This window comes from Streptomyces sp. NPDC044002 (assembly GCF_056434525.1).
This window is the reverse complement of the sequence record NZ_JBWKEZ010000050.1, coordinates 1-22,239: the sequence shown is the minus strand read 5'-3', so window position 1 is coordinate 22,239 and position 22,239 is coordinate 1. Positions and strand designations below refer to the sequence as shown.

The following is a 22,239-nucleotide window of genomic DNA, read 5'->3' as shown; positions in this document are numbered from 1 at the left end:
GAGGCTTGGCCGGAACGGTCCGTTACCGGCCTATCCGGCCAGCTCACGGGCCATGGCGACGGCCTCGGCCAGGCTGTCCACGACCGGGACCCCGGCGGACTCCAGGCTGGCGCGGCTGTGCGACCCGCCCGTGTACAGAACGGCGTACGCCCCTACGTGCCGCGCGGCCGTCGCATCGTCCACGGCGTCACCGACCAGGACCGTACGGCGGGCGGTCACACCGGCTGCCTCCAGTGCGGCCATATGACGTACGAGGTGGCCCGCCTTGGACGTGTGCGAGGGCCCGACGCGGCCGTCGACGCGCAGGAAGTGTCCGTCGATGCCGTGCTCGCGGACCAGCGGCACGAGCTTCTCGTGGGGCGCGAGGGACAGCAGGGACTGGGTGAGCCCGTCCGCCTGCCAGCCCCGCAGCAGCTCCCGCGCCCCCTCGGCGAGCCCCGCGTCCTCGGCGGCGGCCCAGTAGTGGCGGTGGAAGGCCTCGTCCATCACGGCCCACTCGGCGTCCGTGGGCAGCCGGCCCATCAGCCGCTCGTAGAACTTCGGCACCGGCACGACGTACAGCTCGCGGTAGCGCTCCAGCGTGATCGGGGCGAAGCCGAACTCGGCGAAGGAGGCGTTGGTCGCGGCTATGACGGCGTCGATGTCGTGCAGCAGGGTGCCGTTCCAGTCCCACACTATGTGGGCCCCACCGGCGTTCGTCCCGGTGTCGATTCCGGTGTCGGTTCCGGTGCTCATCCCAGCAGCCCCGGAATCTCCTGCACCCCGAACCACAGCAGCTCGTGGTCCTCGGCGCCGTCCACGGTGAACTGCGCGTCGTCGTCACCCGCGTCGGCGGCCGCGAGCGCCCCGGCGGCGGCCGCCACGTCGCCCTCGGCGTCATCGGCGTCGGCGTGCACGGCGGCGGCCACCTTCAGCCGCACGGCAGCGCCGAGGGTGACCTGCCCGAGAGCGGCCTCGTCCAGCCCGGGCACGGCGGTGGCGGCCTTGTCGTCCACGTCGACCGCCACGACGACCCGCCGGCGGGGGGCGGCCGGGTCGGCGGCCAGCAGGCGCAGCGAGGCGAGCGCGGCCCGGCTGAGCGCGGCGTACTCCAGCTCCTCGATGTCGTCCGACACGTACCACTCGCGCAGCCCGGGCGTGACGGCGTACGCAAGGAGCGGGGCGGGCCCCAGCTCCCCCGCCTTGTGCGCCTCGGCGAGCCCGGGGAGGGTCAGGGGGACGTACACGCGCATGGCCGGCTGCTTTCGGTAGTCGGAAACGCCCTCAGGATACGACCCGGTCACGGGCACGGACCCTACGGCCTCGGCCCCTTCGGGGGCCCGCGCCTGAAGCCACGGACAGCCCGGCCCCGGCAGGCCGGGCTACGGCCACCCCTACAGCCGGGGCCCTGAATCTGCCGCCCCCGCGCGGTCGGCCCCCGGCCCCGGCGGCCCGACCACAGCACGCCGGGCTACGGCCACCCCTACAGCCGCGGGCCCTGGACCTCGACGGCCGCGCACCGCCAGCGCCGGTCGGGGCCCTGCTCCAGCCGGAACGCCATCGCCGAGACCCGGTCCCCCGTCGCGATGCGGGCGAAGGCCTCGATCACCCCGGGCCCGGGGTGGAAACGCCCGCAGTGGCGCAGCACCGGGCGCAGCCGGTCGCGCAGCGGGCCGTCGGGGGCGAGGGTGACCAGCTGCTCGTACGCCTCGCCCACTGTGAGGCCGAGCAGCGAGTGCACGGGGCGCTGCCCGCTCAGCACCGCCAGCAAGCGCTCCGCGAACCAGTCGTGGGGCGCCAGCCTGCGCACCTGCCGGGGCACCCCCGCCGGCCGCCGCTGGTCCCGCCGGCCGGCGGGCCGCGTCCGCCCCGCCCCGCCGGGCCTGCTGCGACTGCCCTCGCCGCCGACAGTGCCGCGCGTGGTGGTGTCCATGGCGATTCCCCCGATCAGACCGAGCCCGGCGGTACCAGGCGGTAACTTGATGCGGGTTTTCTACGACCGCCGAACACGCTCCGCAACCGCCGGAAGGGCCCGCCGAAGCACCCGCCGAGGTTCACCTATCCGTGTGGCGGCAGCCCACCCCCAAGCCCCCGAGCACCCCCGCAACGCGCCTCAAGTGGACGCCCGAAGCCCCCGCCGGGGAAACCCGATGGAGTACCCCCGGATCACCCTCCCGGCCCCACGGGGGGCCGGTGGGGGGTGGCAGCAGCAATCACTCTCCGCACGCACGAGGCTCCCGGCGGGGGCCGGCTATCTCCCCCTCGAGGGGGTGGGGCGGGGCGGCGGCTGCCCACCCGCCTCCCGGTCTGCGGGCCGGGGGGGGTGGGGCGGTAGCCCCTCGCCCCGGATCAGAGAAGTCTGGGGGCTTCCCGTCAGTCCCATCGTCCTTCCGTGTCGTGCCGGCCTGTCAAGGGCGCTCCCTTCGGTCGCGTCGCTACGCGATCGCCTTCGGCGACCCTTGACAGGCCGACCCGCCCCGGAAAGCCGAAAGACTGCCGGGAAACCCCCAAAGAAACGGCACGGTCCAGAGGAGAAGGGACGGGTCCCTCAGCGATGGGCGAGGGGCCGGGCCTCGGCCCGCCGGGCATCCGGGCCCTCAGATGTCGCGATTCCGGGTCGCGGGCGCGGTTACCCGCACGAGAGGTTGATCAGAGCGACCTGCGGAGCCCCCAGACGCAGCAGATCGCTACGCGCTCCTCATTTGTCAGCGTCCGGCGACCGTCTTGGGCTGATACCTGCACGAGAGGACGAAATGGGCAGCCCAGGAAGCCGACAGGCGCGACAGATCGCTACGCGCTCCTCTGATCTCGGCGGCCGGCCGCCGTCTGGAGCTGAAGTCCGAAGGCTGCTCCTAGGCCCGGCGGCGGGCCTTCACGGCGTCGGTGTACAGCTCGCGGGTCAAGTCCTCCGGCCCGATGCCCAGCTCGGCGAGAACCGTGCGGACGTCATCGAGTGCCGCAGCCACGTCTGCCTGCTCGACGAGGGTCTCCAACTCCAGGAACGTGCCGTCCAACTCGGGCACGCGGACCAAGGTGGCGAGCATCTGCCGGCCCCGTGCCCGGAAGGAGTAGTTCCTGCACCACTTCTCGAACGCGACGGCCGGGATGTAGCCGAGGCCCTGAAGCATGGCGTGCACGGCCTCAGCGTCTTCAACCCGGGTCTCGTGCTCCGGCTTGGACCCCGACCCCTCATCGACTCGGGCGCCCTTGTAGGTGAGAACCGTGCGGGTTGAGTCCGAACCGTGCACGGTTCGGACTCGAAGCTCTTGATCCTTGGCTTCAAGGCCTCCGTCCACAGTGTCGTAGTAGGTGTCCCGATACACCTCGGCCCGGCCTTCGGCCCGGGCATCCAGCCGTCGCAGCGTCTCTCGCGGCACGGGCACACGAGCCTTCAGCTCCGCCTCGATCATCCGTCCTCCCTCAAACCGTGCGCTCGGCACCTTGGCCTACATCCGCCTCCAACGTCACGCCTGCCCCAGACCAGCCCGAGACAGCCGCCGGTCGCCGAGATCAGAGAAGCGCGTAGCGATCTGCTGCGCCTGAAGGCTCCGCAGGTCGCTCTGATCAACCTCTCGTGCGGATAGTCGCTCCCCTGGCCCGGAATCGGGACTGGACGGGCCCGGATGCCCGGCCGGCCGACGCCCGGCCCCTCGCTCATCGCTGAGAGACCCGTCCCTCCAACCATCGACCGTGCCGTTTCTTTGGGGGTTTCCCGGCAGTCTTTCGGCTTTCCGGGACGGGTCGGCCTGTCAAGGGTGGAGCGAAGCGACATCGCGAAGCGACGCGACGAAGGAGCGCCCTTGACAGGCCGGCACGAACCGGAAGGACGATGGGACTGCCGGGAAGCCCCCAACCCTCCCTGAGACCGCCCGAGGGGATCCCGCTCACCCGGCCCCCGCCCCGCCCCCACCCCCCAAGGGGGAGATAGCCCGCCCCCGCCGGTAACGCCGACGGGGCCGGACACCCCTCGGTGTCCGGCCCCGGCCGTCTGGTGCTGCGTATGCCGTTACTTCTTGCGGCGTCGGCCGCCCGACGCCTTCTGGGCGCGGCGGCGCTCCGCGCGGGTCAGGCCGTCGCCGCCGGAGGCGTCGGAGTCGAAGTCGCCCTCGACCACGCCGCCCTCACCGTCGACCGTCGGGGCGGAGAAGTGCAGGCGGTCCGGGCGCTGCGGGGCGTCCAGGCCCTTGGCGCGGATCTCGGGGCGGGCCGACGGGACCGGCTCCTTCACCAGGGACGGGGCCGCGTCCTGCACCGGGAGCTCCTCGACCTGCTGCTCGACCTGGACCTCCAGGTTGAACAGGTAGCCGACGGACTCCTCCTTGATGCCCTCCATCATGGCGTTGAACATGTCGAAGCCCTCGCGCTGGTACTCGACCAGCGGGTCCTTCTGGGCCATCGCGCGCAGGCCGATGCCCTCCTGGAGGTAGTCCATCTCGTAGAGGTGCTCGCGCCACTTGCGGTCGAGCACCGAGAGGACCACGCGGCGCTCCAGCTCGCGCATGACCTCCGACCCGAGGGCCTTCTCGCGCGCGCCGTACTGCTCGTGGATGTCGTCCTTGACGGACTCGGCGATGAACTCGGCGGTGATGCCCGCGCGGTCGCCGGCCGCCTCCTCCAGTTCGTCCACCGTGACCTTGAGGGGGTAGAGCTGCCGGAAGGCGCCCCACAGCCGGTCGAGGTCCCACTCCTCGGCGAAGCCCTCGACGGTCTCGGCGGAGATGTAGGCGTCGATGGTGTCGTCCATGAAGAAGCGCACCTGCTCGTGCAGGTCCTCGCCCTCCAGGACGCGGCGGCGCTCGCCGTAGATGACCTCGCGCTGGCTGTTGAGGACCTCGTCGTACTTCAGGACGTTCTTGCGGGTCTCGAAGTTCTGGGTCTCGACCTGCGACTGCGCGGACGCGATCGCGCGGGTCACCATCTTGTTCTCGATCGGGACGTCGTCCGGCACGTTGGCCATGGCCATGACGCGCTCGACCATCTGGGCCTTGAACAGGCGCATCAGGTCGTCGCCCAGCGAGAGGTAGAAGCGCGACTCGCCCGGGTCGCCCTGGCGGCCGGAGCGGCCGCGGAGCTGGTTGTCGATGCGGCGCGACTCGTGGCGCTCGGTGCCGAGCACGTACAGGCCGCCGAGCTCCTTGACCTCTTCGAACTCGGCCTTGACGGCCGCCTCGGCCCTGGCGAGGGCCTCGGGCAGGGCGTGCGCCCACTCCTCGATGTGCTCCTCCGGGTCGAGGCCGCGCTGGCGCAGCTCCGCCTCGGCGAGGTCGTCCGGGTTGCCGCCGAGCTTGATGTCGGTACCGCGGCCGGCCATGTTCGTGGCGACGGTGACGGCGCCGCGGCGGCCGGCCTGGGCGACGATCGTGGCCTCGCGCTCGTGCTGCTTGGCGTTGAGGACCTCGTGCGGGATGCCGCGCTTGGAGAGCTGCTGCGAGAGGTACTCGGACTTCTCGACCGACGTCGTGCCGACGAGGATCGGCTGGCCCTTCTCGTGCTTCTCGGCGATGTCGTCGACGACGGCGGCGAACTTGGCGACCTCGGTCCGGTAGATGAGGTCGGGCTGGTCCTTGCGCTGCATGCCCCGGTTGGTGGGGATGGGGACGACGCCGAGCTTGTAGATCTGGTGGAACTCGGCGGCCTCGGTCATGGCCGTACCGGTCATGCCGGACAGCTTCGAGTAGAGGCGGAAGAAGTTCTGCAGGGTGATCGTGGCGAGGGTCTGGTTCTCGTCCTTGATGTCCACCCCTTCCTTCGCCTCGATGGCCTGGTGCATGCCCTCGTTGTAGCGGCGGCCGGCGAGGATGCGGCCGGTGTGCTCGTCGACGATCATGACTTCGCCGTCGATGACGACGTAGTCCTTGTCGGCCTTGAAGAGCTCCTTGGCCTTGATCGCGTTGTTGAGGTAGCCGACGAGCGGGGTGTTGACCGACTCGTAGAGGTTGTCGATGCCGAGCCAGTCCTCGACCTTGGCGACACCGGCCTCGTGGATGCCGACGGTGCGCTTCTTCTCGTCGACCTCGTAGTCGCCGGTCTCCTCGATGCCCTTGAGGGGGTTGCCGGCCTCGCCCTTGGTCAGGCGGGTGACGAGCTTGGCGAAGTCGGCGTACCACTTGGTGGCCTGGTCGGCCGGGCCGGAGATGATCAGCGGGGTGCGGGCCTCGTCGACGAGGATGGAGTCGACCTCGTCGACCACGGCGAAGTTGTGGCCGCGCTGCACCAGCTCGTCCTGCGACCACGCCATGTTGTCGCGCAGGTAGTCGAAGCCGAACTCGTTGTTCGTGCCGTACGTGATGTCGCACCCGTACTGCTCGCGGCGCTGGGCCGGCGACATGTTGGCCAGGATGCAGCCGATGCTCAGGCCGAGGAACTTGTGGACGCGGCCCATCATCTCGGAGTCGCGCTCGGCGAGGTAGTCGTTCACCGTGATCAGGTGGACGCCCTTGCCGGACAGCGCGTTCAGGTAGGCGGGGAGCGTGCCGACGAGGGTCTTGCCCTCACCGGTCTTCATCTCGGCGACGTAGCCGAGGTGCAGCGCCGCGCCGCCCATGATCTGCACGTCGTAGTGCCGCTGGCCGAGGACTCGCTTGGCGGCCTCGCGGACGGTGGCGAAGGCCTCCGGCAGCAGGTCGTCCAGGCTCTCGCCGTCCTGGTAGCGCTGCTTGTACTCGTCCGTGAGCGCGCGCAACTCGGCGTCGGAGAGGTTGACGAAGTCCTCTTCGATGGAGTTGACCTGGTCCGCGATGCGGTGCAGTTTGCGCAGGATCTTGCCTTCGCCTGCACGCATGAGCTTGTTGAAGACGGACACTGAGGCTGGTCTCCTTGCCGGTCGGGCCTGGGCACTTTACGTAGCCGGGCACGGCAGGTGGGCCCCACCGCAACGGCCATCGTAAGCGAGGACGTGGTCGCGTCGGGAGGTCCGCCGTGTCCGCAGGGCACGGGCGCCCGGAATGAGAACGTACGGGGGACGGATTCGGTGCCGGGGTGGACGAAAACCCCTCGCCCGGGTTACCCGGCGCGGCAACAATCCGTTCATGGAACCCGTCACGCTGGCCACCGAGCGCCTCCTGCTGCGCCCCTTCGCCCCCTCGGACGCCGAGGAGGTGTACGCCGCCTGCCAGGACCCCGAGATCCAGCGCTGGACGCTGGTGCCCTCCCCGTACGAGCGGGCGCACGCCGAGGCGTGGGTCACGCACGTCTCACGGAGCGCCTGGCTGGAGGACCGCGAGTACGGCTTCGCGGTGCGGCTCGGCGCGGAGGGCGCCGAGGGGCCGCTGGTGGCGGCGGTGGGGGTGCACGTGCGCGGCCCCCAGGGGTACGAGGTCGGCTACTGGGCCGCGAAGGAGCACCGGGGCAGCGGCTACGTCGCCGAGGCGGTCGCGGGGGTCGCCCGGTGGCTGTTCACCGAGGTCGGCGCCGGCCGGCTGGAGTGGCGCGCCGCCGTGGGCAACGCGGCCTCCCGGGCCGCCGCCGAAAAGGCCGGGTTCCGCTTCGAGGGCACCCTGCGCGGCGCGCTCGACCACCGCGGCACCCTGCGCGACTGCTGGGTCGCCGGACTGCTGCCCTCGGACCTCGGGCTGCCCTCCCGGCTGCCGTACCTGCCCGCTGTCAGTGCCACCCCCTAGGGTCGCGGCATGACGACGCTCTCGCTGTCCGCCGACGAGGCCCGCCGGATCGCCCTGCGCGCGCAGGGGTTCCTCGGGGCGCCCGACCGCCGGGGCGGGGTCCGCGGGGTGCTGCGCCATCTGGGTGCGGTGCAGCTGGACACCATCTCGGTCCTGGCCCGCTCGCACGAGCTGATCCCGTACGCGCGGCTGGGCGCGGTGGGCCGGGACGCGGTGGAGAAGGCGTACTGGTCGGACAGTCACGCTTTCGAGTACTGGTCGCACGCGGCGTGCATCCTGCCGATCGAGGAGTGGCCGCACTTCGCCTTCCGCCGCCGGGCCCGGCGGGCGCGCGGCCACCGCTGGCACGTCCTGGAGGACAAGGACCGGTCGACGCGGGCGGTGCTGGACCGGCTGAAGGCCGACGGTCCGCTGACCTCGACCGAGCTGGGCGGCGCGAAGAACGGCGGAGAGTGGTTCGAGTGGTCCGAGACCAAGATCGCGGTGGAGTGGCTGCTCGACACCGGTGAGGTGGTCTGCGCCGAGCGGCGCGGCTGGAAGCGGGTCTACGACCTGGCCGAGCGGGCCGTCCCGGACGCGCTGCTCCACGACGACCTGGACGACCGCGAGTGCCTGCGCCGGCTGGTCGCGCTGGCCGGGCAGTCGCTGGGGGTCGGCACCCGCGCGGACATCGCGGACTACCACCGCCTCAAGGGCGAGCAGGTCGACGCGGTGATCGCGGACTCCGGGCTGGTGCCGGTGGAGGTCGAGGGGTGGGGGAAGCCCGCCTGGGCGGATCCGCGGGCGCTGGCCGCGGCGCCGAGCGGCCGCCACCGTACGACCCTGCTGTCCCCGTTCGACTCGCTGGTCTGGGACCGGCCGCGGACGGAGCGGATCTTCGGGTTCACCCACCGGCTGGAGGCGTACGTGCCCAAGCCGCAGCGGATACACGGGTACTTCGCGATGCCGCTGCTGGCCGGCGGGCGGCTCCAGGGCCGGGTCGACCCGGCCCGTGAGGGCCGCACGCTGGTGGCCCGCCAGGTCTCCCTGACGACCCCGCGGGCGGCGCCCGCGATGGCGCGGGCGCTGCGGGAGGCCGCGGGCTGGGTGGGCTGCGACGCGGTCCGCGTCGAGCGCGCGCAGTCGCCGGCGGAGGCGGCCGCGATCACGGCGGAGCTGGCGACGCTGGGAGCCTGACGGCGGGGGCGGGCGGCGGCCAGCGGTCAGCGGTCAGCGGTCAGCGGTCAGCGGACGGACGCGGTCAGCGGATCTCCAGGATCTTCTCCCGCATCGCGTACACGACGGCTTCCATCCGGGAGTGCAGCTGGAGCTTCTCCAGGATGTTGCGGACGTGGTTCTTGACGGTGTTCTCGGAGATGAACAGCTGCTTGGCGATGTCCCGGTTGTTCATGCCCGTGGCCACCAGCTTGAGGACTTCGAGTTCCCGGTCCGTCAGCCGCGGCGCCGGGACCAGCCGCCGCTCGTCGGTGCGCTGGATCATCGACTTGAACTCGGTGAGCAGCTTCGACGCCATCGACGGGCTGATCTGGGACTGGCCGTCCGCGACCGCGCGGATCGCCGTCGCCACCTCGTCGGTGGAGATCTCCTTGAGGAGGTAGCCGGTGGCGCCCGCCTTGATCGCGTCGTAGAGGTCGGCCTCCTCGTCGCTGATCGTCAGCATGATGATCTTCGCGGAGGGGGCGACCTCCTTGATCGAGGTGCACGCCTCGATGCCGCCGCGCCGGGGCATCCGCACGTCCATCAGCACGATGTCGGGCAGCAGGTCGGCGGCCTTGTCCACGGCCTCCGCCCCGTCCCCGGCCTCGCCGACGACCTGGATGTCCTCCTCCTGGGCGAGGACGATCTCCAGTCCGCGCCGGAAGAGGGCGTGGTCGTCGACCACGAGCACCCGGATCGGCTCCCCGGCCGGGTCCTGCGCCCCATGACAGTCGGCGCCGTCGTCGTCGCGCGCCGGACCGAAGCCGTCCGCCATCGTTCCTCCCCCTGCATGTGCTGAGCTGCTGGGCCAACCCGGCCGGGCCGGCCGCCGGTTGACTGCCCGACATGATTCCATGCCCGCGCTACGGGACGGGGTGCTGGCGGAATCCATATGGCTCATACGAGTCATACAGGTGCCCCTGCGGAACGCCGTGCGTTCCGCAGGGGCAATGGTTGAATTTCAGCCTCCGAGCGCGCCGCCCGCGCCCGCTCCCGAGGGCTCCGAGCTGGACGCCCCGTCGGGGTCGACGTGGATGACGCCGTAGTCGTAGGCGTGGCGCCGGTAGACGACGCTGGGCATCTTGGTCTCGGAGTCGACGAACAGATAGAAGTCGTGGCCGACCAGTTCCATTTCGTACAGAGCCTGGTCGAGCGACATCGGCCGTGCCGAGTGGGTCTTCTCGCGGACGATGAGCGGGCCTTCGCCCTGCACCTCCAGGGAACCGATCCGCTTGACCGGGACCCCTTCCTCCATGTCCTCGTAGACCGGCTCGCCGTTGCTGTTGAGGGTTGCGACGCCGGCCACGTGGTCGGCGACCTCGGCCGCCGAGAGCCGTCCGGTGCCACGGCGGGTGAAGCGCTTGTCGTGCTGCTTGCGCAGCCGGGCCTCCAGCTTGTCCTGTGCCAGGTCGAGTGCCGCGTACGGGTCGGCGGCGGCGGCCTCGGCCCGGATCACCGGGCCCCGCGAGTGCAGGGTGATCTCCACGCGGTCGGAACGGTCGGCCTGGCGCGGGTTGTGCTCCTTGGACACCTCGACGTCCAAGCTGATCACCTTGGCGTCGAGCTTCTGGATCCGCTCCGGATTCAGCTTCTCGGCCACGTGCTTGCGGAACCGCTCGGGCACCTCGGTCTTGCGGCCCTTGACGACGATGTCCACGCAGAACTCCGTTCCCGGAGACCCCCGCTCTGGGCGGCGGAGCGTCTCCCTTTCGCACCAGGCTCCGGTGAACACCGGAGCCTCGGACTTGGCGACTTTCACCTCCTCCTCCCCCATCGGCAAGATCTACATCCCACCGACTTCGGAGTAGAGAGAGCCCCCCTCACAGGTACTGCACACGAAGATTCCAATTAACAGACGGACTGCTGCTCCGATACCCGGGGCCGAAGGTTCGCCAGTTCCTCACAACCGAACATATCTCTCAAAGCCGGTTGTCGGCACCCGCTACCGAAACGTACCTCCGATCAGGTGGGTCTTCCCTCTTACTACCTGCAACGATGCGCATTCCCCAGTGGTTCCAAATCTATTCACAAGATTTTTGCCCTGTCCGGGTTGCCGCCGTTCGGCGCGAAGGAACCGGCCGGAGCGGCCACCACGGCAGCAGCCTCCGCCCGCAGACCCGCCGCGCGCAACGCCCTCGCCGCCTCCGCCAGCGTGGCTCCGGTGGTGATCACGTCGTCCACCAGCACGATCCGAGCCCCCGCCGCCGGCGCGGCCCCGCCCGGACGCACCTCCAGGGCCCCCGCCAAGTTCTCCCGGCGCTCCCGGGCCCCCAGGCCCGCCTGGTCCGCGACGGCCCGCCGCAGCCGCAGCACGGGCGCCACGCGCGCGGCCGCACCGGCCCCGCGCAGCCGCCCGGACGCGGCCAGGGCGATCCGCCGCGCCGGGTCGTGCCCGCGCGCCCGCACCGCCCGCCGCGCGGAGGGCACCGGCACCAGCACGAGCTCCGCCCCGCCCGCGGCCCCGCCGCCGGTCCCGGCCGCGCGGGCCACCGCCGCCGCCAGGGCCGCCCCGAGCGGGCCGGCCAGGGGCAGCGCCCCGCGCTCCTTGTGGGCCAGCACGACCGCCCGTACGGCGTCCTCGTACCGGGCCGCCGCGTACACCGCGGGCAGCCCCGCCGGACCCGCCCGCCGCGCCGCGGGACGCACCCGGCCCGCACCCGTACCGCTCAGGGCGCCCCGGCACGCCCCGCACAGCACCACGCGGGCGGCCCCGCAGCCGGCGCAGTCCGCCGGCAGGACCAGCCCGGCCAGCTCACGCCACCACTCCCGCACGCATCCACCCTGCCGCGCCGGACGCGGGCCCGCGACCCCTGTGGAAAACCCGCGCCGGAAACCCGCGCCGGAGGTGCCGGCCCTCAGCCCGGGTAGACCGGCAGCCGGCCGCCCGCCGCGACCGTGCGCCACTGCGCGCCCGACGGCAGCCACACGATGCCGTCCTCACCGAAGCCCACCACCGGCTTGCCCTCGTCCTCCGAGGCCGCGATCGCGCTCAGCCCCGTCGCGCCGGGCAGGCTCGCGGCGACCATCGACCCGTCGGACAGCATGTAGCGGGCCTGGTCCACGCCGCCGCTCTCCCGGCCCACCACCAGCAGCCGGCCGCGCGGCGCCCAGCTCATCGCCGTCACCTCCGCCATCTGCGGGGCCGCCGGGCGCAGCTCGCGCACCGAGATCCGGGGGGAGTCCCCCTTGCCCTCGGGCCGCTCGATCCGCCCGATGAACAGGTTCTTGCGGGTGCCGTCCTTCTCCACCAGGAGCGCGATGCGCACCCCGTCAGAGGAGGCCTTCAGCCCGCTGATCTTCCCGCCGTCGAGACCGGCGACGTCCACCTTCTGCGGGGTGCCGGTACCGGCGGGCACCCGCCACAGGCCCTGGGTCTGCGGGTCGAGGTCGGCGATCCACAGGTCGCCCTGCGCGTCCCAGCTGGGCGCGGTGAGCTTCCCCGACTTGCTGGTCAGCAGCGGCTGCTGCGGCATGGGGCCCGCCGTCGTCAGCGTCACCACGAAGAGGTTGTGCCCGTCCTCGGAGACGACCGCGGCACGCTTCTCGTCGTACGTCACGGCCGCCGAACCCACCTTGAAACCGGCGGCGGTGGCCAGCGGGCCGGGGGCCGGCTCCGGCTTGTCCTGCTGCTGCTCGCTGTTGGCGTCGAGCATCATCCGGACGAGCCTGGCGTCCTTGTCCACGTAGTACTGGTGCTCCGGCGACGGCGGCCGGTTGGCGATGGCCGCCGCGGTCGAGCCGGTGACCCAGCACAGCGAGGACTTGCCGTCGGACTTGAGCAGTTCGACCCGGTCCAGCTTGGAGGTCGTCAGGTCCCGCACGGTGTAGAGGAGTTGGGTGGCCATCTTCTGGCACTGCAGCTGCGCGACCTCCACGGCGCTCTTGTTGAGCGGGACGCGCAGGGTGTTCTGGCCGTCGTACGAGAGGGACTTGGTGCCCTCGCGCAGTTCGCTGCCGGTGGGGAACGCGGTGGAGACGACCGGGCCGAGCCACTTGGACGGGCCGGCCAGCAGGGACTGCACGGTCTGCGTGGTCGGGTCCATGCGGGAGTCGGGGTCGGTGCGCTGGCGCACGTACACCGGGTCGGCGACGAGGGTGTTGCCCGCGAAGTAGTACTTGTTGACGGGCTTGTAGATGCGCTGGAAGTCGGACTCGCTCAGGACCAGGCTGCTGGGCGGGGTCGCGATCCGCCACTGCTTGTTGACCTGGACCAGCTGGAGGTACTCCTCGTAGCGTCCGCCGCCGGTCTCCGGCTGGTAGGCGCTGCGCTCGTCCACGGTCGCGAGCTTCTTGCCGAAGATCTTCCAGCGCGGTTCCTCGGACTCCTTCTCCTTGTCGCCCGGTGCGGGGACCCGGCCGAGGCCGGCGGAGAGCACGGTGACGGCCGAGCCGGGCCGCCAGTTCGCCGCGGCGCTCTGGGTGAGGTACTTGCGGGCCGTCGCCAGCTGCGGGTCGTCGCTGGTCATGGCTTCGAGGAAGCCGTCGACGATGTCGGCGGGGCTGGCCTTGTCGGCCGGCGGCACGCCGAAGACGCGGACCTGCGAGTCGACGCCCTGCGAGGCCTCCACCCGGCGGATCTCGCCGCGGTCGGGCATGGAGGCGCAGCCGCCGACCAGCAGGCCGACGGCCCCCAGGGCCAGCGCCACCAGGCTGCCCCGGTGCCGCCCGGCCGCCCGGGTCCGTGCGCTCAGTGCGCTCCGTACGCCCGGTGAGCCCGGTGCGCCCCGGCCGCCTGCCGACGCGCGCTCAGCGTCCTCCACCGGATCCATCCTCCTGTGCTGCGCTCTGGTCGGCGGGCCTGGCCACGACGCGGGAGCCGTTGCCGGGCAGCGCCGTGGGGTCGGCGGGCACCGGCAGGGCGGTGGTGACCGCCGGCCTCGGCGGTATCGGGTCGCGCTCGGTGCGCTCGGTGCGCCCGTCGGGGTGGCTGCCGGGCCCGGCGGCCTCGGCCGCGGCGCGGGCCCGGTTGCCGCGGGAGTCCTCGGGCTCCAGCGGGATCGGGGATCCGCGCAGGGGCTCGTCGGCGGTGCGGGGCAGGGTGAGGCGGAACTGGGAGCCTCCGCCGGGCTCGCCCCAGGCCTGGAGCCAGCCGCCGTGCAGGCGGGCGTCCTCGACGGCGATGGACAGGCCGAGGCCGGTGCCGCCGGTGGTGCGCGCCCGGGCGGGGTCGGCCCGCCAGAAGCGGTTGAAGACGCGGGTGGCCTCGCCGGGCTTGAGCCCGACGCCGTAGTCGCGGACGGCGACGGCGACGGCCCCGCCGGCCGAGGCGAGGCGGACCACGACGTCGCGGCCCTCGCCGTGCTCGACGGCGTTGACGACGAGGTTGCGCAGCACCCGCTCCACGCGGCGGGCGTCGGCCTCGGCTATGACGGGCTGGGTGTCGCCGAGGACCCGGATCCGGGTGCCCTTGTGCTCGGCGAGCGGTTCGGCGCCGTCGATGACGCGGCGTACGACGTCCCGCAGGTCGATGGGCTCGGCCTGGAGGTCGGCGGCGCCCGCGTCGAAGCGGCTGATCTCCAGCAGGTCGGAGAGGAGCGACTCGAAGCGGTCGAGCTGTCCGGCGAGCAGTTCGGCGGAGCGCGCGGTGACCGGGTCGAAGTCGACGCGGGCGTCGTGGATGACGTCGGCGGCCATGCGGACGGTCGTCAGCGGGGTGCGCAGCTCGTGCGAGACGTCCGAGACGAACCGGCGCTGCAACCGGGACAGGTCCTCCAGCTGCTGGATCTTGAGCTGGAGGTTCTGGGCCATCTTGTTGAACGCCTCGCCCAGACGGGCGATGTCGTCCTCGCCGGTGACCTTCATCCGCTCCTGGAGCCGCCCGGCCGAGAGCCGCTCGGCGATGCCGGCGGCCATCCGGACCGGAGTGACGACCTGGCGCACCACGAGCCAGGCGATGGCGCCGAGCAGCACGACCACGAACACCCCGGCCGTGGCGATGGTGACCTTGACCAGGTTGAGGGACTCCTCCTCCTGGGTGAGCGGGAAGAGGTAGTACAGGTCGTACGGGTCGCCGTTGATGTCGGTGAGCCGCTTGCCGATGACCAGCGCCGGCTCCGGGGTCTTCTCCCCGGCCCCGGCGGTGTACCGGATCTGCCAGAAGGTCTTGAAGGTGCCGGTGGCGTGGTTGACGGAGCGGCGCAGCGTGAGCGGGACGCTCGCGGTCGGGTCGACGTTGCCGGAGGCGCGGGCGCCCTTGACGCCCTGGGCTCCGGGCGCGGTCTGCTCGCCGGTGCCCGTGCCGGCGCCGAGGGCGACCACCTCGAAGGCGGTCTGGCCGCCGCTGGCGAGCTGCTTGACGAGCGAGTTCATCCAGGTGCTGGCGTCCCGGCCGACCTTGTTGTCGGTGGCGTCGGGGCCGTCGACGGCGAAGGGCGTGTTGGCCTTCTCCTGTGCGACCGCGAACCCTCCGGCGGCCTGGCTCTGGGCGGCCTCCTCCTTGGCGTCGAGGAGCCCCTTGGAGACCTGGGCGATGACGACGAAGCCGAGCGCGAGGACCACGGCGAGCGACATCAGCAGGGTGGCGGCGACCACCCGGAGCTGGATGTTGCGCCGCCAGATGCGGACAGCCGGAAGCAGCGGCCGGCGTACGAGGCGTACGAACAGCCGCAGGAGGGGGCCGCCGGGTGCTCCGTCGGTTATGTGACGGAGCTGCCGGCCGCCCCGCAGGACTCCCCGCCAGGAGCCGCCCCGGGACTTGCCGGGCGGCACCTCAGCTGGGTCCGGCCTTGTAGCCGACACCGCGCACCGTCACGACGATCTCGGGGCGCTCCGGATCCTTCTCGACCTTGGAGCGGAGCCGCTGCACGTGCACGTTGACCAGGCGGGTGTCCGCCGCGTGCCGGTAGCCCCAGACCTGCTCCAGCAGCACCTCGCGGGTGAAGACCTGCCAGGGCTTGCGGGCGAGCGCGACCAGCAGGTCGAACTCCAGCGGGGTGAGTGCGATGGAGGCGCCGTCGCGCTTGACCGAGTGGCCGGCGACGTCGATGACCAGGTCACCGATGACGAGCTGCTCGGGCGCGGGCTCCTCCGACCGGCGCAGGCGGGCCCGGATGCGGGCCACCAGCTCCTTCGGCTTGAACGGCTTGACGATGTAGTCGTCGGCGCCGGACTCCAGGCCGACCACGACGTCCACGGTGTCGCTCTTGGCGGTGAGCATGACGATCGGCACGCCCGACTCGGCGCGGATCAGCCTGCACACCTCTATGCCGTCCCGTCCGGGCAGCATGAGGTCGAGCAGCACGAGGTCCGGCTTCGCCTCCCGGAAGGCAGCCAGTGCCTTGTCACCGTCCGCTACGAACGACGGCTCAAAACCTTCTCCACGCAGCACAATGCCGAGCATCTCGGCCAGCGCGGTGTCGTCGTCGACGACGAGGACGCGTCCCTTCATGGTTGACATCATCCCATTAGCTAATCGTTACCCGGCGGTGAGCTGCCCCACAGCCAAAAGGGCTGGAAATCGCCCCTCGGACCTGCGTGGAGATCAGGACGACCAGTCTGCCCCGGATCCGCGCGACAATTGAAGGGCGAGCGGCGCGGGATCCGGGGGGCAACCGGTGATCCGGGGACGGCCCGACCGATCCGAGCGCCCCCATGGCACGATGGCAGCCGACCAGCGCGCCCGCCACGGCAGGTGCACGTGAAGGAGCGACGATGACTGACTCTCCGGGCTGGGCCGCGCCCGGATCCCCGTCCGACGGCCAGGGCTCCGACGCCGACCGGCCGGCCGCTCAGCCGTCCGGCACCGGCCCCGCCTCCGGCGAGGGCACCACGGGCACCACACCCTCCCAGGCCCCCGGCCCCGCCGCCGACGCCAAGTGGTCCGCCGCCCAGCCGCCGCCCGGCCAGTGGTCCAGCCCCGCACCCGGCCAGACCCCGCAGCCCGCCGCCCCGCCCGCACAGCCGCAGGCCGCCGGATGGGGCACCCGGCCCGGCAGCCCCTACCAGTACCCCGGCGGCTGGGGCAGCACCCCGCCCGCCGCCAAGCCCGGCATCATCCCGCTGCGCCCCCTGGGCCTCGGCGAGATCCTCGACGGCGCCGTCGGCACCCTGCGCGGCCACTGGCGCTCCGTCCTCACCATCAGCCTCGTCGTCGCCGCCCTCACCCAGATCGCCCTGCTCCTCATCCAGCGCACCTGGCTGAACGACCTCCCCACCGCCGACGAGAACCTCACCCCCTCCCAGGCCGTCGACCTCATGGGCGACACCGCCGTGGTCTACGCCTCCCAGTACTTCCTGGAGATCCTCGGGCTGATCCTCGTCACCGCCCTGCTCGCACCCGTCGTCAGCCGCGCGGTCCTCGGCCAGGCCTCCACCCTCTCCGACACCCTCAAGGCCGTACGACCGCTCACCGCGCGCATGCTCGCCCTCACCGGCCTGCTGCTCCTGGGCGCCGTCGCCGCCGTCCTCCTCCCGCTCCTCCCCGGCATCCTCACCGGCAGCGCCGCACTGACCGCCCTCGGCATCCCCGTCGGCCTCGTCCTCCTCGCCTGGTTCTACGTCGCCTTCGTGCTGGCCCCGCCCGCACTGATGCTGGAACGCGGCTCGGCCGTCGCCGCCCTCAAGCGGTCCGCGAAGCTGGTCAAGGGCTCCTGGTGGCGGATCTTCGGCATCAGCCTGCTGATCTGGCTGATCCGCACCATCACCGCCATGGTGATCGTGATGCCCTTCGCCGGCATCGCCCTGATCGTGTCCCCCGAGGGCCTCTCCGGCTTGCTGGACGGCACCGCCGCCCTCAGCTGGTCCTTCCTCCTCATCAGCGCGATCGGCGGCGTCGTAGGCGCCACCGTCACCGTCCCGATGCAGACGGGCGTCACCACCCTCCTCTACATCGACCAGCGCATCCGCCGCGAAGCCCTCGACCTGGAGCTCGCCCGCGCCGCCGGCCTCCACGGCTACGGCACCACCACCGCCGAACGACCCGGAGGCTGACACGCCGATGAGCACGGGGGGACTCATCACCATCGCCGGAGGCGACACACCACCACTGACCACCCCGCGCGACGCAGCCCGCGAGGCGGCCGAACGCGAGCTGGCCAAGCCCGCCTACCACCAGGACGAGCCCGGGCTGCTCCAGCGCGCCCTGGACCGCTTCTGGGAGTGGCTGGGGGACTTCTTCGACCGCGCCTCCGGAGCCACCCCCGGCGGCTGGACCGGCCTGCTCACCATCGCCGTACTGGTCCTCCTCGTCATCGCCGCCCTCTGGTGGCGGCTCGGCACCCCCCGCCGCACCGCCACCAGCACCGCCGCCCTCTTCACCGAAGGCCCCCGCAGCGCCGCCGACCACCGCACCGCGGCCGACGCCCACGCCGCCGCCGGCCGCTGGAACGACGCCGTCCAGGAACGCATGCGCGCCCTCGTCCGCGCCCTGGAGGAACGCACCCTCCTCGACCCCCGCCCCGGCCGCACCGCCGACGAGGCCGCCGCCGAAGCCGCCCTCACCCTCCCCGCGCACGCCGCCGACCTGCACGCCGCCGCCCGCGCCTTCGACGACGTCACCTACGGCGGCCGCACCGCCGACGCCGACGCCTACGCCCGCCTGCGCACCCTCGACCTCACCCTGGAACGCGCCAAGCCGCTCCTGACGGGACCCTCCGCATGACCGGCCCCAGCGCCCCCGCCCCGACCTCCACCGCCCCCACCGGCGCCCAGCGCTGGGCCCGCGCCCGCGGCCTCCTCCTCGGCCTCGGCATCCTCCTCGCCGCCGCCGTCACCCTCGCCGCACTCCAGGCCGGCGACCACCACGGCCGCCTCGACCCCCGCTCCGTCGACCGCGACGGCAGCCGCGCCCTCGCCCAGCTCCTGGGAGAACGCGGCGTCACCACCCGCGTCGTCACCAGCGCCGAAGAAGCCGCCGCCGCTGCCGGCCCCCGCACCACCCTCCTCGTCACCGACCCCGACCTGCTCGGCGAACCCCAGCGACGCGCCATCCGCTCCGCCATCGACCTCTCCGGCGGCCGCACCGTCCTCATCGCCCCCAGCAGCCTCAGCCTCCCCGACCTGGCCCCCGCCACCCACACGAGGTCCTTCGCCCACCGCGACGACCTCGACCCCGCCTGCGCCCTCCCCGCAGCAACCACCGCCGGCCGCGCCGGCACCGGCGACGGCCTCCGCTACACCACCACCCACCCCGGAGCCACCGCCTGCTACCCCAGCGACGGCCACCCCACCGTCCTCGTACTCCCCAGCACCACCAAGGGCGGCGACACCGTCCTCCTCGGCTCCGAGCGCTTCCTCCTCAACGAACACCTCGCCGAGGAGGGCAACGCCTCCCTCGCCCTCCAGCTCCTCGGCTCCCGCCCCGACCTCGTCTGGTACCTCCCCACCCTCGCGGACATGCCCGCCGACACCCCCGCCGACCAGAAGAGCCTCCTCGACCTCCTCCCCTCCGGCTGGCTCTGGGCCCTGCTCCAGCTCTTCGCCGCCGCCGCCCTCGCCGCCCTCTGGCGCGCCCGCCGGCTCGGCCCCCTCGTCACCGAGAACCTCCCCGTCGCCATCCGCGCCTCCGAGACCACCGAGGGCCGCGCCCGCCTCTACCGCAAGACCTCCGCCCGCGACCGCGCCGCCACCGTCCTGCGCGCCGCCGCCCGCGAACGCCTCGCCGCACTCGTCGGCGTACCGCCCGCCCAGGCCCACGACCCCGCCACCCTGGTCCCCGCCGTGGCCGCCCGACGGCCCCGGGCCGCCGGACCCGACACGGCCACCACCCTCTTCGGCACCACCCCAGCCGACGACGCGGCACTCGTCGCGCTCGCCGACCACCTCGACGCCCTCGAAAGAGAGGTCCGCACCTCATGACGGCCACCACGGACAGCGCCCGCTCCTCCCTGGAAGCGCTCCGCACCGAAATCTCCAAGGCCGTGGTCGGCCAGGACTCCGCCGTCACCGGACTCGTCGTCGCACTCCTGTGCCGCGGCCACGTCCTCCTCGAAGGCGTCCCCGGAGTCGCCAAGACCCTCCTCGTCCGCGCCCTCGCCGCCTCCCTCGACCTCGACACCAAGCGCGTCCAGTTCACCCCCGACCTGATGCCGAGCGACGTCACCGGCTCCCTCGTCTACGACGCCCGCACCGCCGAGTTCTCCTTCCAGGACGGCCCCGTCTTCACCAACCTCCTCCTCGCCGACGAGATCAACCGCACGCCCCCCAAGACCCAGTCCTCCCTCCTGGAAGCCATGGAGGAACGCCAGGTCACCGTCGACGGCACCCCGCGCCGGCTCCCCGACCCCTTCCTCGTCGCCGCCACCATGAACCCCGTCGAGTACGAGGGCACCTACCCCCTCCCCGAAGCCCAGCTCGACCGCTTCCTCCTCAAACTGACCGTCCCCCTCCCCTCCCGCGAGGACGAGATCGGCGTCCTCACCCGGCACGCCGCCGGCTTCGACCCCCGCGACCTGCACGCCGCCGGCATCCGCCCCGTCGCCGGCGCCCGCGAACTCGAAGCCGCCCGCAAGGCCGTCGAGGACACCACCGTCTCCCCCGAGATCGCCGCCTACGTCGTCGACCTCTGCCGCGCCACCCGCGAATCGCCCTCCCTCACCCTCGGCGTCTCCCCCCGCGGCGCGACCGCCCTCCTCGCCACCTCCCGCGCCTGGGCCTGGCTCACCGGCCGCGACTACGTCACCCCCGACGACGTCAAGGCCCTCGCCCTGCCCACCCTGCGCCACCGCGTACAGCTGCGCCCCGAAGCCGAGATGGAAGGCGTCACCGCCGACTCCGTCATCTCCGCGATCCTCACCCACGTCCCCGTCCCCCGCTGATGGCCCTCACCGGACGCGCCGCCCTGCTCGCGGCCCTCGGCAGCCTCCCCGTAGGCCTCCTCGAACCCAGCTGGACGGGCCTCCTCGCCGTCAACGGCACCATCGGCCTCGCCTGCGCGGTCGACTACGCCCTCGCCGCCCCCGTACGCGGCCTGCAACTCACCCGAACGGGTGCCACCGCAGTCCGCCTCGGCGACACCGCCGACGTCGACCTCACCGTCACCAACCCCGGCACCCGCACCCTGCGGGCCCGCATCCGCGACGCCTGGCCCCCCAGCAGCTGGCACCCCGGCACCGAAACGGACGCCTCCCGCCACACCCTGACCGTCCCCGCCGGCGAACGCCGCCGCGTCACGACCCGCCTGCGCCCCACCCGGCGCGGCGACCGCAAGGCCGCGCTCGTCACCATCCGCTCGTACGGCCCGCTCGGCCTCTGCGCCCGCCAGGGCAACCACGACGTCCCCTGGACGGTCCGCGTCCTGCCGCCCTTCACCAGCCGCAAGCACCTCCCGTCCCGCCTCGCACGGCTCCGTGAACTCGACGGCCGCACCAGCCTGCTGACCCGCGGCGAGGGCACCGAGTTCGACAGCCTCCGCGACTACGTGCCCGGCGACGACACCCGCTCCATCGACTGGCGCGCCACCGCCCGCCAGCAGAAGGTCGCCGTCCGCACCTGGCGCCCCGAACGCGACCGCCACATCCTGATCTGCCTCGACACCGGCCGCACCTCGGCCGGCCGCGTCGGCGACGCCCCCCGCCTGGACTCCGCCATGGACGCGGCCCTGCTCCTGACCGCCCTGGCCACCCGCGCCGGCGACCGCGTCGACCTCCTGGCCCACGACCGCCGCCCCCGCGCCCAGGTCCAGGCCCGCTCGGCGGCCGACACCCTCCCGGCCTTCGTCAACGCCATGGCCGGCCTCGAACCCGAACTGGTCGAGACGGACGCCCGCACCCTGGTCTCCACCATCCTGCGCAGCGCCCCGCGCCGCTCCCTGGTGGTCCTCCTGACGAGCCTGGACGCGGCCCCCATCGAGGAGGGCCTCCTCCCGCTCCTCCCCCGGCTCACGCAGCGCCACACGGTCATCCTGGCCTCCGTGGCCGACCCCCACATCGCCGCCATGGCCGCGGCCCGCGGCTCCCTGGACTCCGTCTACGAGGCCGCCGCGGCCACCCAGACCCAGTCCCAGCGCCGCCGCACGGCGGACCAGCTCACCCGCCACGGCGTCCACGTCGTCGACGCCACCCCCGACACCCTGGCCCCCGCCCTGGCGGACACCTACCTCGCCCTGAAGGCCGCCGGCCGTCTCTGACCCTGGATACGGTGGACCCGCCACCCGCCAGGAGGACACCATGGCCGACCTCACTCCGGAGCAGATGCGCCGCCTGCACGATTTCGCGGAGCAGCTCTCAGAACTGGCCGAGCACCAGGAAGACCAGTGGAAGGTGCAGACCACCGACGGTCAGATCTTCCTCACGATGGTGAGCCCCACGGCACCACACGGCCTGAACGCGGTGGACGCTCGACACGGGCAGCCTGAAGGCCTACCCCGCCGACTGGTGAAGCAGCAGGGCCTTTTGCGGCCCGTTCGGCCCGTAAACGCAGAAAAGCCCCGCACCAGAAGGTGCGGGGCTTTCCCACAATGATTGTTCGGCGGCGTCCTACTCTCCCACAGGGTCCCCCCTGCAGTACC

At 72.7% G+C, this 22,239-nt stretch carries 19 protein-coding genes; 8 read left to right on the top strand and 11 right to left on the bottom strand.

All coding sequences use genetic code 11. The annotated features are described in order from the left end of the window. Positions 1 to 30: 30 nt before the first annotated feature. From AC07A6_RS29820 to secA, 5 genes are all read right to left on the bottom strand, one after another. Positions 31 to 735, bottom strand: coding sequence for an HAD family hydrolase (locus AC07A6_RS29820; RefSeq protein WP_362471033.1), 705 nt, complete (start codon positions 733 to 735; stop codon positions 31 to 33). Beyond that, on the bottom strand, positions 732 to 1,232 hold the full coding sequence (locus AC07A6_RS29815; RefSeq protein WP_385771181.1) for a DUF6912 family protein: 501 nt from the start codon (positions 1,230 to 1,232) through the stop codon (positions 732 to 734). The genes AC07A6_RS29820 and AC07A6_RS29815 overlap by 4 nt, the downstream gene beginning before the upstream one ends. A 230-nt stretch (positions 1,233 to 1,462) precedes the next feature. Then, complete coding sequence (locus AC07A6_RS29810; protein ID WP_362471039.1) at positions 1,463 to 1,912, bottom strand: Rv3235 family protein; 450 nt, start codon at positions 1,910 to 1,912, stop codon at positions 1,463 to 1,465. A gap of 919 nt (positions 1,913 to 2,831) precedes the next feature. Continuing rightward, complete coding sequence (cyaB, locus tag AC07A6_RS29805) at positions 2,832 to 3,389, bottom strand: class IV adenylate cyclase (RefSeq protein ID WP_478779200.1); 558 nt, start codon at positions 3,387 to 3,389, stop codon at positions 2,832 to 2,834. A 596-nt stretch (positions 3,390 to 3,985) separates the two neighbouring features. Then, positions 3,986 to 6,781, bottom strand: coding sequence for a preprotein translocase subunit SecA (gene secA / locus AC07A6_RS29800; RefSeq protein WP_478779199.1), 2,796 nt, complete (start codon positions 6,779 to 6,781; stop codon positions 3,986 to 3,988). A gap of 226 nt (positions 6,782 to 7,007) precedes the next feature. Here secA and AC07A6_RS29795 point away from each other — a divergent pair, with 226 nt between their 5' ends. Both AC07A6_RS29795 and AC07A6_RS29790 read left to right on the top strand, forming a co-directional pair. Then, positions 7,008 to 7,598, top strand: a complete 591-nt coding sequence (locus tag AC07A6_RS29795) for a GNAT family N-acetyltransferase (RefSeq protein WP_362471044.1) — start codon at positions 7,008 to 7,010, stop codon at positions 7,596 to 7,598. 9 nt (positions 7,599 to 7,607) lie between these two features. Continuing rightward, a complete protein-coding gene (locus AC07A6_RS29790) occupies positions 7,608 to 8,774 on the top strand; it encodes a winged helix-turn-helix domain-containing protein (RefSeq protein WP_478779198.1) in 1,167 nt (388 codons plus the stop codon). Between the two features lie 64 nt (positions 8,775 to 8,838). Here AC07A6_RS29790 and AC07A6_RS29785 read toward each other — a convergent pair whose 3' ends face one another. From AC07A6_RS29785 to mtrA, 6 genes are all read right to left on the bottom strand, one after another. Next, positions 8,839 to 9,570: a response regulator gene (locus AC07A6_RS29785; protein ID WP_042800977.1), complete on the bottom strand. Its 732-nt coding sequence runs from the start codon at positions 9,568 to 9,570 to the stop codon at positions 8,839 to 8,841. Between the two features lie 186 nt (positions 9,571 to 9,756). Then, the gene (hpf, locus tag AC07A6_RS29780; RefSeq protein ID WP_185911387.1) at positions 9,757 to 10,452 is read right to left on the bottom strand and encodes a ribosome hibernation-promoting factor, HPF/YfiA family; all 696 of its coding nucleotides are present in this window, start codon (positions 10,450 to 10,452) and stop codon (positions 9,757 to 9,759) included. 368 nt (positions 10,453 to 10,820) lie between these two features. Further along, positions 10,821 to 11,567, bottom strand: a complete 747-nt coding sequence (locus tag AC07A6_RS29775; protein WP_478779197.1) for a ComF family protein — start codon at positions 11,565 to 11,567, stop codon at positions 10,821 to 10,823. A gap of 83 nt (positions 11,568 to 11,650) precedes the next feature. Continuing rightward, a complete protein-coding gene (locus AC07A6_RS29770) occupies positions 11,651 to 13,555 on the bottom strand; it encodes an LpqB family beta-propeller domain-containing protein (RefSeq protein WP_478779196.1) in 1,905 nt (634 codons plus the stop codon). Further along, the gene (mtrB, locus tag AC07A6_RS29765; protein ID WP_478779195.1) at positions 13,542 to 15,533 is read right to left on the bottom strand and encodes an MtrAB system histidine kinase MtrB; all 1,992 of its coding nucleotides are present in this window, start codon (positions 15,531 to 15,533) and stop codon (positions 13,542 to 13,544) included. Before mtrB ends, AC07A6_RS29770 begins: the two co-directional genes overlap by 14 nt. Continuing rightward, on the bottom strand, positions 15,505 to 16,194 hold the full coding sequence (gene mtrA, locus AC07A6_RS29760) for a two-component system response regulator MtrA (protein WP_007264442.1): 690 nt from the start codon (positions 16,192 to 16,194) through the stop codon (positions 15,505 to 15,507). Before mtrA ends, mtrB begins: the two co-directional genes overlap by 29 nt. Before the next feature lie 251 nt (positions 16,195 to 16,445). Between mtrA and AC07A6_RS29755 the strand changes: the two genes are divergently transcribed. Genes AC07A6_RS29755 through AC07A6_RS29730 form a run of 6 tightly spaced genes read left to right on the top strand, consistent with a single transcriptional unit; the run spans position 16,446 to position 22,192 of the window. Beyond that, positions 16,446 to 17,723: a hypothetical protein gene (locus tag AC07A6_RS29755; RefSeq protein WP_478779194.1), complete on the top strand. Its 1,278-nt coding sequence runs from the start codon at positions 16,446 to 16,448 to the stop codon at positions 17,721 to 17,723. A 7-nt stretch (positions 17,724 to 17,730) separates the two neighbouring features. Further along, positions 17,731 to 18,393 (top strand): DUF4129 domain-containing protein, encoded by a 663-nt coding sequence (locus AC07A6_RS29750; RefSeq protein WP_478779193.1) that lies wholly within the window; start codon positions 17,731 to 17,733, stop codon positions 18,391 to 18,393. Then, complete coding sequence (locus AC07A6_RS29745; RefSeq protein ID WP_386274380.1) at positions 18,390 to 19,589, top strand: DUF4350 domain-containing protein; 1,200 nt, start codon at positions 18,390 to 18,392, stop codon at positions 19,587 to 19,589. The genes AC07A6_RS29750 and AC07A6_RS29745 overlap by 4 nt, the downstream gene beginning before the upstream one ends. Continuing rightward, on the top strand, positions 19,586 to 20,548 hold the full coding sequence (locus AC07A6_RS29740; RefSeq protein WP_362471065.1) for an AAA family ATPase: 963 nt from the start codon (positions 19,586 to 19,588) through the stop codon (positions 20,546 to 20,548). The genes AC07A6_RS29745 and AC07A6_RS29740 overlap by 4 nt, the downstream gene beginning before the upstream one ends. Beyond that, positions 20,548 to 21,858, top strand: a complete 1,311-nt coding sequence (locus AC07A6_RS29735) for a DUF58 domain-containing protein (RefSeq protein WP_478779192.1) — start codon at positions 20,548 to 20,550, stop codon at positions 21,856 to 21,858. The genes AC07A6_RS29740 and AC07A6_RS29735 overlap by 1 nt, the downstream gene beginning before the upstream one ends. Before the next feature lie 40 nt (positions 21,859 to 21,898). After that, complete coding sequence (locus tag AC07A6_RS29730; RefSeq protein WP_478779191.1) at positions 21,899 to 22,192, top strand: hypothetical protein; 294 nt, start codon at positions 21,899 to 21,901, stop codon at positions 22,190 to 22,192. Positions 22,193 to 22,239: the final 47 nt, after the last annotated feature.